This is a genomic window from Vibrio variabilis, assembly GCF_003263785.1.
In the GTDB taxonomy this organism is placed as follows: domain Bacteria; phylum Pseudomonadota; class Gammaproteobacteria; order Enterobacterales; family Vibrionaceae; genus Vibrio; species Vibrio variabilis.
This window is the reverse complement of sequence record NZ_JYJK01000005.1, coordinates 22,328-38,749: the sequence shown is the minus strand read 5'-3', so window position 1 is coordinate 38,749 and position 16,422 is coordinate 22,328. Positions and strand designations below refer to the sequence as shown.

Sequence of the window (16,422 nt, the reverse complement as noted above, 5' to 3'; positions counted from 1 at the left end):
GAAGTTTACACTCATTGCCTAATGTATAGACAGGGGCACCCGAAGTGACATCGGTGGTCACGATATGGAAGGGAATAGATTGCTCGCTAAAGGCTTGCATGTCATAAGGGTAGTGCAACGCAATATGATCCCAGAGCCAGTCAAGATCGAGCCAATGGCCACCTCTGGCAAATTTGCCGAAGTTGATAAACTCAGGCCGACAAGAGTAGTCGGATATGATGGTATAGGTTCGTCCACGCTGATTAGAAAGCCAAGAAGCAATATTGGTCGCGCCTGCAGAGACACCAATGCAAAAATCAAATGGGTTATAGCTATGGTCGAGAAAGCCGTCCAAAACCCCAGCAGCAAAGATGCCCCGCATCGCGCCGCCTTCAACCACCAAAGCATGTTGTGTTTTGAGTGTCATTTAAATGTGATTCCTTTACTTTTTTCCTTTATCCCCGAACCCTAAATATTTGTTAAGTTCTCGGTTACTTTGCCCGTTAAGTACTGCGTTCGGAATTGGGATGGCGTCATCCTTTAACGCCTTTGAACTGACGGTTAAAGTTCGAGACGTTATTAAACCCTGACAACTCTGCAATCGATGCCACTGGCATATCGCCATTAACCAACATCTCACACGCTTTGCCAATGCGAAATCGCTTTAGGTGCTCGCTAAAATTTTCTAGAAAGTGACGCTCAAACAATCGATAGGCGGAGCTCTCACTGATATGCAATGCTTGACACAAATCGCCGACTTTTATTGGCTCAGCGTAGTGTTGTTCGATAAAACGTCGAGCCAGTTCGACACGCTTTGTTGATTCATGGTCGTCAATATGCTGCATTCCATAAGGCGTTATCGACAGTGCTCGTGCATTCTCATCATCGATTAATGCACTGAGTGCGCGTAGCACTCTGATAAGCTGATGATGCGTCTCATACTTCTCTAAATGACGTAGCTGTTCATAAATAAACTCAGCGGTCTCTGCGCTAAACGTTAAGCCATAGGCCGCTTTAACAAGTATTCGCGTTAAGTGCTTAAACTCTGGCAGTGTTTTAATGAGTGATTCTATCCACTGATGTCGAAACCAAAGAATTAGGGTGCTGTGCTCTGGTTGCTGACAATTTTTTATTGAGCCCGTCACCATATGAGGCAGGCCAGGACCGTAAAGAAGCAAACAGTTGTGGTGAATATCATTGACAGAATCGCCAGCAAAATAGTGACCAGAGACCTGCTTTTTTGGGTCACGATATAACACCAGCTCATATTCAGAATGATAATGCCAAGTGCACGTACGCTGCGCACTTCCACTGTGACAATAAAATTCTTTTACCGACCAATTAAAGTCGTTTTCACTGAGTACGTTTTCTATCAGCGGCTTCACGCTCTGTCGTCCTTACTTCCGTCCTTGAACTGTCATCAGAATAAGAAAGTTAACCAATTCAGTCAAAACCAATTCACTAAATGAATGGAAAGTATCAACAATCGACGGATTGCCATTAATCATTTAAGAGATGTAACCGTAAACTAACGATTATACCGAATGAGCAAAACGACTAGGCGAGGGGAGCGCGCTATGTTTAAAACCAAAGAATCCATCATTTTTTGATAATGACCTTTGTCGCTGGGATATGTGGGTCATTTTTCTATCCACTTTCTAGTCTGTTTGTAATTGAAGCGCTAGGCGCGAGCCCAACCATGCTCAGTGTCTACATGATTGCTTCATTTCTTTCCGCCGTTATTGTGTCGCAATACATCGCGATGAAGTCTGATCAAGGTTGGGATAGAAAACACATACTGCTGATTGCGCTTGGTTGCTACTTAATTACGGTGCTGGGTTTTAGCTTTACTCGTAACTATTATCTCGCGGTGGGTTTCGCCGTCGTGTTTGGTAGTGTGAGTGGCGCTATTTTTGGCCAGTTGTTCGCTTTGGGGAGAGAGTATGCCGATGAGCATATTGAGGACAGCGCCAGCTTTCTTTCAATTATGCGAGCAGGTACGGCGATTGCTTGGGTAGTCGGCTCTCCTATGGCATTCACGTTAAAAGCTCATTTTGGCTATAGCGCTTCGTTTTTAATTGCTGCATTCGCAACTTTAGTTGCTATGGTGCTTGCTGCGCTCTATTTGCCAAACAGTATCGGTAAACCACAAACGTCAGAGTCCAAGCCTAGTGCGCCAATTGATAGCAAGGTGCCGCTTTATTGTCTTGCGTTGATATTGATGTTCTGTGCCAACAATCTCTATATCGTCAGTATGCCCCTTTACCTATCACAGGAGCTAAACGTTGATGCCAGTTGGGTGGGCTATATGTTTGGTATGGCAGCACTGTGTGAATTGCCAATCATGATAAAAGCAGGGCGCATGGCGATAAGGTTTGGGACTATGAAGCTGCTACTTATTTCTTTAGTCAGTGGTACCGCATTCTATCTCGTCATGCTCAATGTTACCCAGATTTGGCAATTACTCGTCGCGCAAATCCTCAATGGCTTTTTTATTGGTATTACCGCGACACTCGGCATGGTGGCGCTACAGGATATGATGAAAGATCGTTTAGGTACGGCATCAACGCTGTTCACCAGCTTACTACAAGTTAGCATGTTGTTAGCGAGTCTTTCCGTTGGGGTAGTCGGGGAGCTGTATAGCTATTACGACGCGTTCTATGTCTGTTTAGTTTGTGCAGCAGGCTCACTGTCACTGTTGGTGTACTTTGCTGTGAAAGAGAGTGGGAACGTAACGCAGAGTTCTGCTCTACAGTAGGTGAAACAATTAAATTGCTAGTTTTGGTTGAAGTATAAAATGTGTTGGCTATTTTAAATGGTATATGAGAAGACATTCTTAATTTTTTGAAGTTCCATAGTTTATCCACTTTCTTGACTCACTTGTTATTCGCATTGGTCAAGCATCTACCCGAAGCAGTTTGCTTCGGGTTTTTTCTATAAAGAAAGTATCCAGATTAGTTCAGCCTTTTGATCATAACTTATATCAGTCTTTGCGCGTGAATAGTCTATCTGAATATTGCGGTAGTATGATGATTAACCCAAGTATCTAATAGTGATAAGTAGATACTTGGGTCGAGGGTGATTTAGTTTTCTATCACATCTTTGACGACATTAAAGATGTGTTTGTTTTGGACATATTCACCGGTTGTACCGGAGTGACGGTAACGTGAGGCATAGTTTTCGTCATTGCCAATCACATATTCGGCAAAGCGCTCAGCACCATTGCCTTTTGCGTACAGGCGCACGAGTTCATTTGTGTGAGCACCACTGTAGTAACGAACGTTGGGCATTTGTCCGATCCCTGCATTCTCCACGCCAGCGTAGATCGCGGAGTCAGATGACTCTCCCAAAACAAATGCGTTACCGTGGTCTGTCGTCACGATAAGGAGTGTTTCATCCCAACTGCTGTTGGTTTCAACCCACTCAAACACTGTCTTTACCGCGTTATTAAAGTCGACTTGTTCTTCGATGATACGAGCGGTGTCGTTGGCATGTGCAGCCCAGTCAACCGCGCCACCTTCAATGGCAAGGAAAAAACCATTTTGATTTTGAGACAAGTAGTTAAGCGCACCTTTCGACATAGTTGCAAGGTCTGGGATATTGCTTAGTTTAGGGCAAGCAAAAGCAATGTCGTTGAGCGATGGGTTATCACTACAAGTTGTTCGACCTTGCTGTGCTGTGTAAGCTGACTGGACAATCGCCAATAGTGGGCCTGTCATGATGTCATCACTGGCTTGGTTGTTTGCCAGTTTTTCAAAGTCTACCTTGGCGTCAAAGAAGCTCCAAGCGTCTCTGAGCTAGAAGAAACTAATGTGCCTGCTTGGAGCTTGTTCCATGTATCTTCTCCAATGTATTTATAGTTTATTTCGTCTTGACCACGAGCTTTGCCATTGCCGTCGTACATCGGATGTCCTGCGCCCATAATGAGGTCAGCGTAACCATTTTTTAACATAGCAGTACCAATCTCGGTGTAATTACTGCGAGAGTTATTTTTGGCACCAAACACCGCCGGTGTTGCATGGGAGAATTGCACCGTTGAAACAATACCAGTGGAGAGTTTATTATCGTGAGCATACTCAGTGATTAGCTTCAGTTCGTTCCCACAACTGTCGATACTAATCGCACCGTTATAGGTAGACTGCCCTGTAGCAATCGCGGTGCCAGATGCAGCAGAATCTGTATAGTTGGTATCGAGATACTCATAGCCAGCGAATACTTTGTCGGCGACGGCTGCCGCGGCATCACTAGATGCTTTCTCAGCACTGTAACTGAAGCCTTCGGCATAAGCATTCGGATCACATGAAGGGCTATTATCTGGTGCTGAGTTTCCGTTTAACGCATAAGTACTCATTGCATATCGAGTATCTAGCTCGTTGAACGGGAAGGTGTCGTTCAACAGCTCACCATGCTGCCAAAAACTTGCAATGTCCCACGCACCGTCGCTTGCTCCATCGGTGATCATTACAATCACATTTTTTGTTTGCGACTCCGATTGATCTTTACCGTCGACAGTATTTTCATCCGATGAATTACAACCGGAAAGAAATAGAGAAGCCAAAATTGAAGTGGCAATTAAATTTTTGTTTAAGTTCATCTCATATCACCTATTAATAAGTTCTGAGAGGATGATATGAGAGGTTTATTTCAAACTGGTTTCTTAATTATGAAGATAATATTTGATTTTTTGTTGTAAGGTAATGAAAATAAAGGGTAAAAACCGTGCTATAAAAGATCTTCGGTACTGTTTTTACAATGTAGGTAAAGGGGTTTTATTATGAGTTGCAGACTTAGAGGAAAATAAATGCCAAAAACGATCCTCAAAGGTTATATCGAGGTGCCGGAAGATGAGCTTTCGGTCGTGATAAAAGCGCTGCATCAACACAAAGCGCTGACCCATGCCGAACCAGGTTGTCTGGTGTTTACTGTAGAGCAAGATGTTAATGAGCCTACTCGATTCAGCGTTTACGAGGAGTTCGTAGATAAAGCCGCATTCGAGCATCACCAAGCGCGCGTTGCTGACTCAGATTGGGGACGAGTGACTGGGAATGTAAAGCGCTTCTACACGGTTGTTACTGAAGCGGAATAGCATTCGTCGCTTTCAAGCTTTATCGTTTTTTTGAATTCAACTCACATTATTAACCAAGGTTCATACTTGAGGTTCTGATCATCTCTCCTATACTGCTAACCACATGATATCAAAGGCTCAATTAAATCATGACTTAGGCCATCGTTAGTTATGAGGCTTGCGCAAGGACAGCAGGAGCAGACATGGCAGTATTGGACTGGAATACTGATTTAACGGTTAATTATCAGCAACAGCAAAACCTGTTGGCTTTGCATCGAGAAATAGACTGGCTGACCGAAGTTATTGGGCAAGTAATTTGTAGTTACCTTAAACAAGAAGGGCATGAGAAGCACTGGCTCGATATTGAGGCGCCACAGCTTAAACGAGGTGATAGTGTTTATGGTGATACGATCTTAGACTGGCGTTTAAACCCATTTGAAAGGCTTGCATTGGCGCTGGCAATGGCACCTTCTGTCAAGCCAGATGCGTTAGATTATTTTTTTGGTGTCAATGGCTTGATTGATAGGCCATTTACCGAGTTCGGTGGTGTGGTAGACCGCACTCACAATGGGTTTGTGCCTACGGGACAAACGCTTAACTTTCTTCTTAGTGCCAACAATCCGGAGTGGCGTCTTCACACTGCTTCAATATTTTCAAGTAGCCACAAACTCATGGCTGAACAAGTCATCGAATTATTACGGGTCGATCCTGGCACTCCTGCTTTGGCAGGCGTTTTTCACCTCTCTGAACAGTGGCTCAATTATTTTATTACTGGAGAGCAACACCGCCCTGAGTTGAGCGCCACTTTTCCAGCTCATCATCTTGATACGCCATTAGAGTGGGAGGACTTAGTGTTGGAGTACTCGGTCATGTCCAAGATAGAGGAGTTGCGCGCGTGGTTATCCCACGGTGATACACTGATGCAAGAGTGGTCTTTGGCAAAGAAGGTCAAACCAGGCTACAGAGCGGTCTTTTTTGGACCTCCGGGTACCGGAAAAACACTGACAGCTGCTCTATTGGGCAAAGTGACAGGTCGAGAAGTGTATCGGGTCGACTTATCCATGGTGGTGTCAAAGTATATTGGTGAAACGGAAAAGAATTTATCGAGAGTATTCGATGCTGCCAGTTACAAAGATTGGATTTTGTTTTTCGATGAGGGCGATGCTCTATTTGGAAAAAGAACCGAAGCGAGTAGCTCAAATGACCGTCATGCAAACCAATTAACAGGGTACTTGTTGCAAAAAATAGAGGACTTTCCGGGGACTGTCATCGTAGCAACCAACCTAAAAAGTAACATGGATGAGGCCTTTACGCGCCGGTTTCAGAATATGGTCTATTTCACGATACCAGGACCAGAGGAACGCTTATTGCTTTGGGAGAAAGCATTTAGCAATGTTTGCGATCTCGCGGAGGATGTTAACCTCACGCGCATTGCTGAGGACTTTTCAATAGCGGGTGGGCAAGTCATTAACGTACTGCGTCAATGTGCGTTGACCGCTATTCGACGTGGAGAGAAAGTCGTGTACCACCAAGATATCATTGACAGTATTCGAACTGAGTTAAAGAAAGACAATAAGCTTGTTTAGGGTGAAAAAACTCACTTATTGTAATCGTTCGAGGTAGTCACTGTGTTTACTGATCAAAAGACGGCAAAACAGAGTTCTATGAGAATGTTGCCCGCTGACACAGAACTCGGGTATTTATACTCGAAACCAAGCATACTAATTGAATCAGCATCCGGATAAGCCCAAAGCATAGGAGACTTAGGCTTGTCTCCCTCAACGGTTAACCATCTTACCAATAGCAGTATCCAAATTATCACCGCCATGAACCCCAGCAGGATCGCCACTCGGTATTCAGCAAAATACGGATCAGCGATGAACACCAGCATCAGTGTGGCTAGAGAGCCGACACAGAGCAGCACAAAGGGCTGCTTAAGCAAATACGGTCTGATTGGGTAGTACCAATTGCTGATAATCAGAACAGCTGCGATAGCAGTAAAAATCACAAACAGAATCGCACGTAATAGCCAGCGGTTAGGGCATAACCAATCCATTAGTGCAGAGACTTTTGCTTCCAGTGATTGGAATGCGGGCAAAAATGCGGGTGTGTCTGGGTAGAAAGTTTGGTCTACTAATTCCTGACTTAGAGCATTTAAAGGTATTGGCTGGTAGGCAGCTCCGATAAAACTCCAACTCGACAAACGTAGTAGCTGCGTCAGTTGAGTCTCTGAATCACGATTATCTTGGGTGATCAGCATAGGCACCATTTTCTTGAACATGTGTTCAACTTTTAGCTGCTCACTTTGGCTGCTTAACCAGCGATGCAACTGTTGTACTTGGATTCGCTCTTGCTGTGCTTTTTGTTCAGCGCTCAGTGACTGAGAGTCACTATTTTTTTGAACATGGGGACGCATAATTAAATGGTTAGTAATGTCAGTGAGCGTATCGACATTGGCGAACTGATAAAAGCGTTGTGAGTTGTCCGTTAACAGTTCATCAATTGGAACGACGATATTTAGGTAGAATCGGTCACTTGGCTGAGCGACCACATCGCTGCTTTTGGTGATGCTAACACCTTGACGCTTGAGGAGGGCTTGCTTCAGATCACGCACAAAGTTGAGATAAGCATTGTGGCCTTCCGTGGTGGTCAAACTGCTAACATCAATATCGAGAGTGACGCCGTCACCAATCGTGGGTATTGGCTTCATGCCGAGTGTCATCATGGGCTTCATTCGATTAAGCAATGTATCATCCAGCGGTGTAGCAATCGCATCGACGATTTGATCTATCAAACTCTGATCCAACAGCTCTATCAGTGCAATTTCTGATAGATTTCTCGGTGTCGTCATGACTAAATCGACTTGGCTGCGATAGCGGTGAGCGGTACGGACAAAGTCTGTGTATTGTTTATCGGCCTGCCAGTTTGGCGGTAAGGCTAAAAGGCTGCCACTATTGCTTGGTTTGGCGACAGCGCCAAATAGACCGATACGATCGAGCTGACTGAAGTTGATGATTTGGGCGGCATCACCACCTGCCCAATAAGGGTAGAGACCATAAAAGGTAGCATTACTGAAAATGGATAGGCGGCTGTCTTGGCATCCACAGCCTTCCGTTGCTTGCCAAAGTATTGGTGGCGCATCATTTTGAGCAATTCCTTGCTTGTAGGCGACCTTGATGACATTGGCGACATCTGAAGAACTAAGATCGATACCTTGTAATGCCATCGCCGATTCAAACAAGTATTGGCTAGCGAACACCTGATTGGCCAGCGGCGTTAATTGCTTTTGCAAGTTGGCTGGAATCGCAAAGACGGCTTGTTTATCAAACTCCGCAAAAAGGGCTGCGCTATCTAACTGCCAGTGAACCAAAGGTGCTGTGGTTTTGGTAGTGCTGGTGGTGTTGGTTTGCGTAACTGGGCTATCGCTAACGGTTGAATCTGTGGAACCGGTAGTACTGGTGCTTGAAGTAGAGGATGGCGTATTTGACGATTTGCTGTTGGTGCTATCAGATGGTGAACTGCTTGATGTTGAGCTCGTTTTCGCATTCGTCGCTGTAGAGTCATTGGTGGCATCTTGGCCAGAGTTTGCTGTGCTAGAGCTAGTTTGAGTGGTACTGGTAGCCTCGGTCGCACTGTTGCTTTCGCTAGTGTGATTCAGGCTTTGAGACTGAATGTACTTGTTCAAATCGAGTGCAGGATCGAATGTTGCGTCCAATTGATCAATTAGTTTTACCAACTCATTATATAAATTGCTGCGTTCTGGAAACTGCTGCTTCGCCAGCGCCATAAGAGCTTTCAGGGTCTCTTGTCTATTTAGATCATCGGTGGTGAGCTCGAAATAGTAGCTGGTAATGTTGGCCGTATTACTAGAATTGGATTCTTGCTCCGTGTTGTACGTCTCACTGCCGTCGATATTGCTGCTTGGTGCTAAAAGTTGCAGCAATTGCTCTGAGCTTAATCTAAGGAGTTGCGCTGCTGGAATACTATCGCGCCAGTTTGGGAACAGTGCGTTGATCTCCGTTGCGCGTCCCAAATCAATCAGTGTCGCATCGACAAAAGTGGTACTGTCAGTGCCACTCGCTTTATAGGCTGCCGTGACATCGAATTCACTGCAAAAGTAAACTAGCCATTTGTGCGTCACTGGACCAAACAGACCATCGGTCAGCATCTTTCCGTTCGTTTTTAATGCTGCTTGAAAACCGGCGTTGTTTTGATACAGAGCATTGAGCTGCTGCTGTATAACTCGACCTTGATAGCGACTGTCTTTCAGTGGCAGGCTGGTTTCACAGCTGATTGGTTGACTGCTTGCGGTGTCGCCATGTGCTGTCTTAGATGAAAGACCTACCGCTGCTATCCAAATGACACTCACCATAACGATCAGTTTACTAAGTTGTCTAAATCGCTTCCGGCGAACTGGGTCATAAAAGTGGTCGAGTAAAACGTTGTTCATATCAGGGTGTCCTTAGCGCCAAGTCACGAATAGAGGTTGATCCATCCATGGGTATTTGATGGTTTGAAAACTCCAAGGCAGTTGGTCTAGCAGCACGTCAAACGTACCGGGAATCACTTGTAACTGCCATTGGTTGTCTTCTTTAGTCAAATAGCCTTCGCGTTGTAAAAATGTCGTCCGTAAACCTTCAATCGATGTGGTTCCGATTGCGCTCCAATGGGCAATCATTGCCGTCAGTAGACCATCGATGGTTTGTTTCGCGTTGTCTGGCAGTTCGACATCGGTAGGTATGGGTTGTTGGATGTCCATGCCACACAGTATTTTGTTGAGTACCAATAAGTACTCCGGAGCTTCACTCACGCCCTCTACTAAGTACTGCAAGCAAAATAGAGCCTGCACTTGAGTTTCTTCACTAACAAATCCTTGGTTATTGGTGAGAGAAAGGCGCTGAAACAGAGCTGGGATGTAGGTTGAAGCAATCACCAGCCCTGCATTGGTGACAGTGATGGGCTCAGCGTATTCAACGTCGTCTTTTTTATATGGCCAATTGAGGGATTCATTTTCCACTTCGTCGTTCGCTGTCGCTTTCACTGCAGTATTTAAGTGCTGCTCTCGAGGGAGAGCTAATGCTTGGTTAATACTCGCAACCTCTGGGTGATTAGCGTCGACGTTTTGTGGCTGAATGATAGGTGTGCTCTCGCTATAAGGCTGTTTTTTTGAACTGTTTGACCCGCTTGTCGCATGCCTCACTGACAACCTATTTTTTACTTGAAGTAGAGAGTCCGAGAGCTCTAGTTTTGATAAAAATGGCAAGCTCTCAGCCGACTTGAGCTGAAATTGCTGCTGTACCTCAGGCGCATGGCAAAGCTCTGCAACTAACCAACTTAGTGTTTGCGATGGATTGGCAAACGCACCCATCAACACCACTCGCTGATACACCAGTTTCCAAAAAACGACGTGAATGCGCTGACTTTGATTGGCATGTGACATGAGTGCTTGGTAAAGAGGAACCAAAGCATAGAGGTTAGGGTTAAGTTTTATAACAAGCGCCAAATGCGTCGCTGATGTTAGGGAGTCAATCCAGTGTTCAAGCTTCTCTCTCGATTGCAGCACATTGGTCAGCTGCTGACTGAGCGTTCGCGGAGCAGAGTCAATCGCTTGTTGAAGAGAGGAAATAGCTTGCTTGGTGTGGTCTTTGGTTAGCAGGTTTTCAATCAGCTGAGGTACAGACGGAGGAGTCGGAATCGAGTCTAACCAGTCTTGATAACGAGGTGGTTTTTGAGATTTAAGCCATGTCGCTAGTTGTTCATAAAGCGTTTGCTCTTTAGTTGTGGGGTGTTGATTCTGTATTTGACGGACAATGACGCTAAACCATTCGCGCGATGTCTGCGGAGGGTTTGAGCCCAACAGTTGTTGATAAAGCCAAGTCACCGGAATATCAAAAGCTGCAATAAGGTCACAAACCAATGGAAGGTCGAGGCTTATTGGCTTAGTGATCTGCAATCGTTTGATAATGCGACGAATGGTTCGACTATCTGGTTTTAACTGAGCTCGACTTGTATCCACGGTTCGATTGGTCAGTGTTTCGATGAGGCGCTGCTTCTGTTCCGATGTCCAAGCTGTGGTTGAGTTTTCCGACTGAATATCGGCTACCCACTGCTCAATAACTTTGCGGCTCAACTGTTTTGATGAAAGCCTGTTTAGAGATCTACTCAGCCAAGTATGGCGATGTTGCTCACAAGAGAACCCATCTAAAGACAGCAATTTATCAGCGATATCACTTTCATGCTTTAGGCTGCGTTTTGCTATCGAAGATATGAGAGTGTGCAGCGCAGATTCTAATATTGCTTGCTGCCCCCTGAAGTTAGATGGCAGAGAAAGTAATGGCTGCCATATGAGCACTTTGGTTTCGATCAAACCAACGGAAACACCAAGCGAGCGCAGTTCTGCCTTGTGGATTTGTAGTGTTAACACCAAGGATAACAAAGGCTGAATTGCTTGCCGTTTTGGGTTCAGCCAAGCAAACAAAGCAAGCAAATCTTGATCGGACATTTTCACTAACCAGCGCTGCTGAACAGTTGGAGTTGCCATTAAAGCGCTGATAAGGCGTTGAGATTGACCATTTTCACTATTCGACTTTATGTGTGTTTGCTCAACGAAAGATTGAATGACCTTAGGTTCTCCGTTTAGCAGTGCAACCCAAAACTGTGGAGAAAAGTGGGTAAACTGCTTCGTTACTTCTAACCAAAGCTGGAGTGCGTGGGTGTTAAGTTCGGATAAAGCCGCCAGTTCATTGGTCTTCGATTTTACCCCTTGGGGGCTTGGCTGATTAAATTGCGAAGATATGGTGAGTAGAGCCTTGGAGAGTACGTGACTTGCTCCGGATGACGAGCTGGCAGAAAACAGAGTGAGCAAGGATGTGACCAGCACTTCATGTTCAACATTACGTCTGGCCGCCATTTGTTCGGTCAGTGATTGCAGGTAGCTGAGGTTATTAAACTCACTGCCGCGTTCAACCAGCAAATAGCTGAATGTAAACTCCCAAAGGCTGTCGCGAAGTGTATTGGCATCGATTGGCGCGGGTGGGGTGAGTTCATGCAGAGAGCGGCGAATAGTCTCTTGTTCACTAAATATTTGGCTCACGATGGGCAGTGCTGCGGGCTCTATTACTTCGGTAAAGGTCATTAGGGTGGTATTGGAGTAGCTATCCACCCAATGGCGGCGGACTGCCGCAAGCTGCCCAGACCAAAGCAGCAGCGACTTTAGGGTATTCGGATTGTCAGGCCAAGCCTGCTTTAAGCTGTTTTCGTTACCTGATTTCAATGCGATCAGTAGACGATGATGAAATGTTTGAGTCTTAGGTTGCTGTTTGGTGAGAGCCTCCCATTTGTGTTTAAGTGAAGACTTCGATTCTCTAATTTCAGCAGGCGAAGCAATGGGCAGCGCCTCAATGACATCGCGTTGAACATGGTTAAACACCTCGATTAAGCGCTCAATCCATTCATTGGGCAGTGACGACCACAAAGCCTGTTGTAAATCCACATCTACATTGAACTGCCGGTATAACTCTTTCGACGAGGACTCGTCATTTAGTATTTTTTCTAACAGCGGCAACATGCTTGAACTACTTCCCATTGACTTAAGGCGGTGGATCAAATCGGCTGTTACGACATTGTCAGTTGGCTCCTTACGATTGACCGAGTATGTCTCATCATCAAGTGCGAACTCGTCCAACATCCGTAGCATCTGCTGACGCAGTGAACCATCAACGTGAGTTGAACTTAGGTGGTATCTTAGTTCGGCAATCAAAGTCTGGATATCGAGATTGCGCTCTGCCGCCATGTGGCCAACCAAACCCAGCATGTATTGCTGTTTGTTGAATCGGCTGCCACGCTCGACAAGCACAAAGTGAAACGTGAACTGCCACAGAAAAGCTGGAACTTCGCTGGAAGAGGAGGCTTCTCGATAGTGCGGTTGTTGCTCTGATTGCATCCAAAGTTCGGGTGCGCTCAATAGCTGGTGTAAAAATGGATATTCAAGCGGCTCCAAACGATGAAAGAGCGCCAGCCTCTGCTTAACGGATAGCGAGTCGACCAGTAATACAGGCAATGAGGCGTTGTGGGCTTGCTGATAGAGTGCTTCAACCACAGCTAGGTGATAACGAGAAAGCAAAGGATCCCAGAACGCCATTATCGGATCTAGCCTCCGAGCTTGAATGGCATCAACAATTTGTGTCTGCCAGTTTTGGCGTAAAACGGATTGCAGTTCAGGCTCTAGGTGTTGGCGTTGAAGTAACATCGCCATCAAAGCGCGTCGCTGAGCTTGGTTCAATGCCGGTAGCAAGGCTGCTAGGGTTGCTGACGACAGCTGCTGAGTCATTCGTCCAAGCACTTTATTGGGGCGATTGCTTTGAGAAAGGGCTTGGCTTAGTCGCTGTCTGTTTTCGAGTAATACCCGTTCTACGCCACTATCTTCCAGCGGCGAGTGTGTTGGAATGGCCAATCAAGGAGACCGGTATTGAGAAAATGCCAAGCTTGCTGCCATTCAAATGAGGTGAGCGGTTCTGTGGAAATGGGGTTGGTTGAGCTCGCTGACGCACTATTCGAAGTTTCTGACCGAGTTCGACGATTGCCTGAATTAGAGCTACTCAGTTTCCGCGACAATTGGTCGTAAATTTGCCATGTGAGTTGTTCTTTTAGTGCGCTGTAAAGTCCGACATTATCTTTTGACTTCAACTGAATAGTGCCCAAATCAACAGAAAGGTTGTCGATTTTAATCACCATATCCGCTGGGATAAATGCGTTCAGTTTTTCTTCCACACTTGGAAGGATCTCCGCAACCAGTTTGGGACAAATCTCGGCCGCGAACTGCTCTGCAAGTTCGCTACGGTCAAAATCAACCTCCAGCGATACATGATGGATAGAATGATGTTGAGCATTTGGGTCGAGCCTGAGCGTTTTGTTGTTCATCATAACAGCAACGCCTCACTCGCTACGTGGGGCTGACTTAGGATTTCTCGCAACTGGCTCGCAGCGTCATCGCAATGGCTTTGTAACTCATTGGACGGTGTGTCGAGTACGTTTGCTTTTGCCTTGCGCCAGCTGTGGTAGCGATTTTCAAACTCATAGAAGCTGTAAAAATCGAGCCAAAGAACCTGAATACACAGATGTGCTGGCGTATTGTCGCGGATCAGTTTTTCAGCCTGCTGTCTAAACAGGGAGTTTTGATGCCGTGCAGTGAAACCAGGTAGCACTATGCAGAGACGGTTGGCGAGTTCATCGATGTTTCGCGTACTCTGCTGGTTCTGTAGTTTGCAGCCCTCGGGTTGGTCATTGTTACTATTAGTTTCTGCCCTACCAGCAACCACGTTCCTTAGCGTTATCGGCTCGACTACGTACAGGGTTTCGGAGCGCTGATTCAACTCAATCAACCACGCTTGGAGCCATTCGCAAAATCGTACTAGTTTGTCTTGACGGTTGTACTTGGCGATGTAGAGCCAACGCTGAGGATCGTCTCCACCCATATCAAACAGCAAACGAAACTCACCTTCTTGGCCATTTTGTAAGATACGATAGCGGCGATGGTCGACACCAAATTGCAGTAGCGACTCTGGTAGAGTCTGCCCACTAATTGCATAGACAGATGCGCGTAATTGGCGTTTTAGTTGAATACTCAGCGAGACCAACTTGTTAGGCTCTGGCAGTGAGGTCATCAAAGGTTCAACCGCAGCTTGCAGTTCGAAAAGGGCGGTTTTACCAATGTCACTGCTGCGATAATCCTTATCTGATACCACATTGAGCAGATATTCGGTAATCGTTGGACTCACACCAGCGCTTTGTCCGGATAGTTGAAGGTTGTCATTGCCCATCATACCAAGCAGCATACCAAGCCGCTCGGAGTAGCCGCCGCGGTGGTTATGGTCTAACAAGTTGTCCCCAACGCCGCGCTGGTTCGTGATGGTTGCGATATGGCGAATATAGCGCTGCTTAAGAGCGAGTAATCGCTGCTCCAGCTCTTCATCGCTGTAATACGGATTGAAAGCTCGATGCAAAGTATCGGGATAGCGCTCACCATACAAAGCAATCAAGTAATCAAAAATACGTCCCTTACGCTGCGGATAAGGGTCGAAATGTTGCTGTAATGATTTAAGGCTTGCGGCAATATCCTCGGGGTAGTGATTGCCGATACTCAAGAACTCGTTGTCATTAAATTCATGGTGCTGATAGCTTGCTAGCCCTGATAGTCGATGGAATAGAGTGTTGGCAGCTGATTGATGTCTTCGCAAAAGTTCGCCATCAGTTGATCAAAAAGTAGTAGGTAGCTGCGCAATTGGTGGCGCTCTGCCTGCGATTTTGGGTCGTAGCGATTGATTAGCTTCGTAGCCAGTTGGTAATTACGAGGAAAAAGCGTTTGAATCGATTCATAGCTATTGAGCTGTCGATACTGTCCAGTCGGTAATTCATACCATGATTCGCTTTGCTGCTGCGTGGCGGTGCTGATTTCACGAATTTGCTCTATCTGGATCATAATGTCTGCAGCATCAAGCGATAGCGCATGTTGGTTTTGTATCAGAGTGATCCCAATTTCCGTTTGATTCTCAGGCATGATCAAACTGGCGTGCTTTGGAAGCGATGGCTGCGAGTCACCGTCATTCGCTGGTTGATAAGGAACGAGTTCTAAATCCGAAACGGAAACAACACTTGAAATAGAGAGAAGCGATTCAAGCAGCACTGAAACATCATCGCTGTTTCTCTCGCGCAACCACTGCGATGTAGCTTGATAAACATAAGCGGCGATGTGGTTGGCATCATTTTCTTCGTCACTGAGTTCGATGTGAGCGCGCAGTGCGACTTCATGCTCTCCGCTAATGGTGACATTTTCTATGTCTTCATTCAGTCCACGGACAGAGTAATAGGCGACGCGAATGGCTCTTGCGACACTGGCGTGATCGAGAGGTTTACTCTGGGCTGAAATAGCTTGTTGGTTTGTGCTGCGCTGACGATAGAAACGCTGCAGCAATCCCGATACCTGGTAAAGCCCACTGTATGGATATTCCTCATCTGGTTGAAACCAGATCTTTTCGAGCTCAGGGATATTGGAATTTAAATAGCGCTCATAGTCTGCGCCAGTCTGCGGAGGTGGGGCAAAAATGGTGTCATGAGCGACGAGCCCTAAACGTTCATAGTCGATAATGCCATATTGATTGGCCAACACATCTTGCACATCGAAGTCACAACGATAGATTAAGTCCGTGAGGGCAAAACAGACTTGTTCAAGGATAGTAACCCCGGGATCGTGAGTATTGTAGTCCGTCCATACCTTGCCACTGAGCGCTTGGATATAGGTGATCCCAAGTTGGAACAATCGTTCAAACTTGTCGGGGTCGTCGTTGTGCGCTTGCCTAGATATGGTGGTCGTCATTGCTATT

At 46.0% G+C, this 16,422-nt stretch carries 12 protein-coding genes; 3 read left to right on the top strand and 9 right to left on the bottom strand.

Annotated elements, in window-relative coordinates; genetic code table 11:
- Both TZ48_RS00965 and TZ48_RS00960 read right to left on the bottom strand, forming a co-directional pair.
- The coding region (locus TZ48_RS00965; RefSeq protein WP_239670637.1) for a patatin-like phospholipase family protein at positions 1–406 on the bottom strand (406 nt) is incomplete at its 3' end.
- A gap of 106 nt (positions 407–512) precedes the next feature.
- The gene (locus TZ48_RS00960; RefSeq protein ID WP_338062237.1) at positions 513–1,364 is read right to left on the bottom strand and encodes a helix-turn-helix domain-containing protein; all 852 of its coding nucleotides are present in this window, start codon (positions 1,362–1,364) and stop codon (positions 513–515) included.
- Between the two features lie 227 nt (positions 1,365–1,591).
- Here TZ48_RS00960 and TZ48_RS00955 point away from each other — a divergent pair, with 227 nt between their 5' ends.
- On the top strand, positions 1,592–2,737 hold the full coding sequence (locus tag TZ48_RS00955; protein ID WP_112477914.1) for an MFS transporter: 1,146 nt from the start codon (positions 1,592–1,594) through the stop codon (positions 2,735–2,737).
- A gap of 325 nt (positions 2,738–3,062) precedes the next feature.
- Here TZ48_RS00955 and TZ48_RS00950 read toward each other — a convergent pair whose 3' ends face one another.
- Together TZ48_RS00950 and TZ48_RS00945 are read right to left on the bottom strand one after the other, a co-directional pair.
- Positions 3,063–3,698 (bottom strand): alkaline phosphatase, encoded by a 636-nt coding sequence (locus TZ48_RS00950; protein ID WP_112477913.1) that lies wholly within the window; start codon positions 3,696–3,698, stop codon positions 3,063–3,065.
- Positions 3,699–3,739: 41 nt separating this feature from the next.
- The gene (locus TZ48_RS00945) at positions 3,740–4,573 is read right to left on the bottom strand and encodes an alkaline phosphatase (protein ID WP_112477912.1); all 834 of its coding nucleotides are present in this window, start codon (positions 4,571–4,573) and stop codon (positions 3,740–3,742) included.
- Positions 4,574–4,780: 207 nt separating this feature from the next.
- Between TZ48_RS00945 and TZ48_RS00940 the strand changes: the two genes are divergently transcribed.
- Both TZ48_RS00940 and TZ48_RS00935 read left to right on the top strand, forming a co-directional pair.
- Complete coding sequence (locus TZ48_RS00940; RefSeq protein WP_112477911.1) at positions 4,781–5,065, top strand: putative quinol monooxygenase; 285 nt, start codon at positions 4,781–4,783, stop codon at positions 5,063–5,065.
- Between the two features lie 182 nt (positions 5,066–5,247).
- A complete protein-coding gene (locus TZ48_RS00935; protein ID WP_112477910.1) occupies positions 5,248–6,630 on the top strand; it encodes an ATP-binding protein in 1,383 nt (460 codons plus the stop codon).
- Between the two features lie 53 nt (positions 6,631–6,683).
- Here the strand turns inward: TZ48_RS00935 and TZ48_RS00930 are convergent, their stop codons facing one another.
- Genes TZ48_RS00930 through TZ48_RS00910 form a run of 5 tightly spaced genes read right to left on the bottom strand, consistent with a single transcriptional unit; the run spans position 6,684 to position 16,415 of the window.
- Positions 6,684–9,494: a hypothetical protein gene (locus TZ48_RS00930; RefSeq protein ID WP_239670636.1), complete on the bottom strand. Its 2,811-nt coding sequence runs from the start codon at positions 9,492–9,494 to the stop codon at positions 6,684–6,686.
- Between the two features lie 12 nt (positions 9,495–9,506).
- Positions 9,507–13,496: a contractile injection system tape measure protein gene (locus tag TZ48_RS00925; protein WP_162674429.1), complete on the bottom strand. Its 3,990-nt coding sequence runs from the start codon at positions 13,494–13,496 to the stop codon at positions 9,507–9,509.
- The gene (locus TZ48_RS00920) at positions 13,454–13,966 is read right to left on the bottom strand and encodes a contractile injection system tape measure protein (protein ID WP_112477908.1); all 513 of its coding nucleotides are present in this window, start codon (positions 13,964–13,966) and stop codon (positions 13,454–13,456) included. The genes TZ48_RS00925 and TZ48_RS00920 overlap by 43 nt, the downstream gene beginning before the upstream one ends.
- Positions 13,963–15,279: a hypothetical protein gene (locus tag TZ48_RS00915; RefSeq protein WP_162674428.1), complete on the bottom strand. Its 1,317-nt coding sequence runs from the start codon at positions 15,277–15,279 to the stop codon at positions 13,963–13,965. Before TZ48_RS00915 ends, TZ48_RS00920 begins: the two co-directional genes overlap by 4 nt.
- On the bottom strand, positions 15,225–16,415 hold the full coding sequence (locus tag TZ48_RS00910) for a hypothetical protein (RefSeq protein WP_112477906.1): 1,191 nt from the start codon (positions 16,413–16,415) through the stop codon (positions 15,225–15,227). Before TZ48_RS00910 ends, TZ48_RS00915 begins: the two co-directional genes overlap by 55 nt.
- Between the last annotated feature and the right edge of the window lie 7 nt (positions 16,416–16,422).

Bases quoted from the DNA above. Each gene is read 5' to 3' on its own strand.
- TZ48_RS00945 (WP_112477912.1), bottom strand. From the start codon at position 4,573: ATGAACTTAAACAAAAATTTAATTGCCACTTCAATTTTGGCTTCTCTA.
- TZ48_RS00955 (WP_112477914.1), top strand. From the start codon at position 1,592: ATGACCTTTGTCGCTGGGATATGTGGGTCATTTTTCTATCCACTTTCT.
- TZ48_RS00940 (WP_112477911.1), top strand. From the start codon at position 4,781: ATGCCAAAAACGATCCTCAAAGGTTATATCGAGGTGCCGGAAGATGAG.
- TZ48_RS00930 (WP_239670636.1), bottom strand. From the start codon at position 9,494: ATGAACAACGTTTTACTCGACCACTTTTATGACCCAGTTCGCCGGAAG.
- TZ48_RS00920 (WP_112477908.1), bottom strand. From the start codon at position 13,966: ATGATGAACAACAAAACGCTCAGGCTCGACCCAAATGCTCAACATCAT.
- TZ48_RS00910 (WP_112477906.1), bottom strand. From the start codon at position 16,415: ATGACGACCACCATATCTAGGCAAGCGCACAACGACGACCCCGACAAG.
- TZ48_RS00935 (WP_112477910.1), top strand. From the start codon at position 5,248: ATGGCAGTATTGGACTGGAATACTGATTTAACGGTTAATTATCAGCAA.
- TZ48_RS00950 (WP_112477913.1), bottom strand. From the start codon at position 3,698: ATGACAGGCCCACTATTGGCGATTGTCCAGTCAGCTTACACAGCACAG.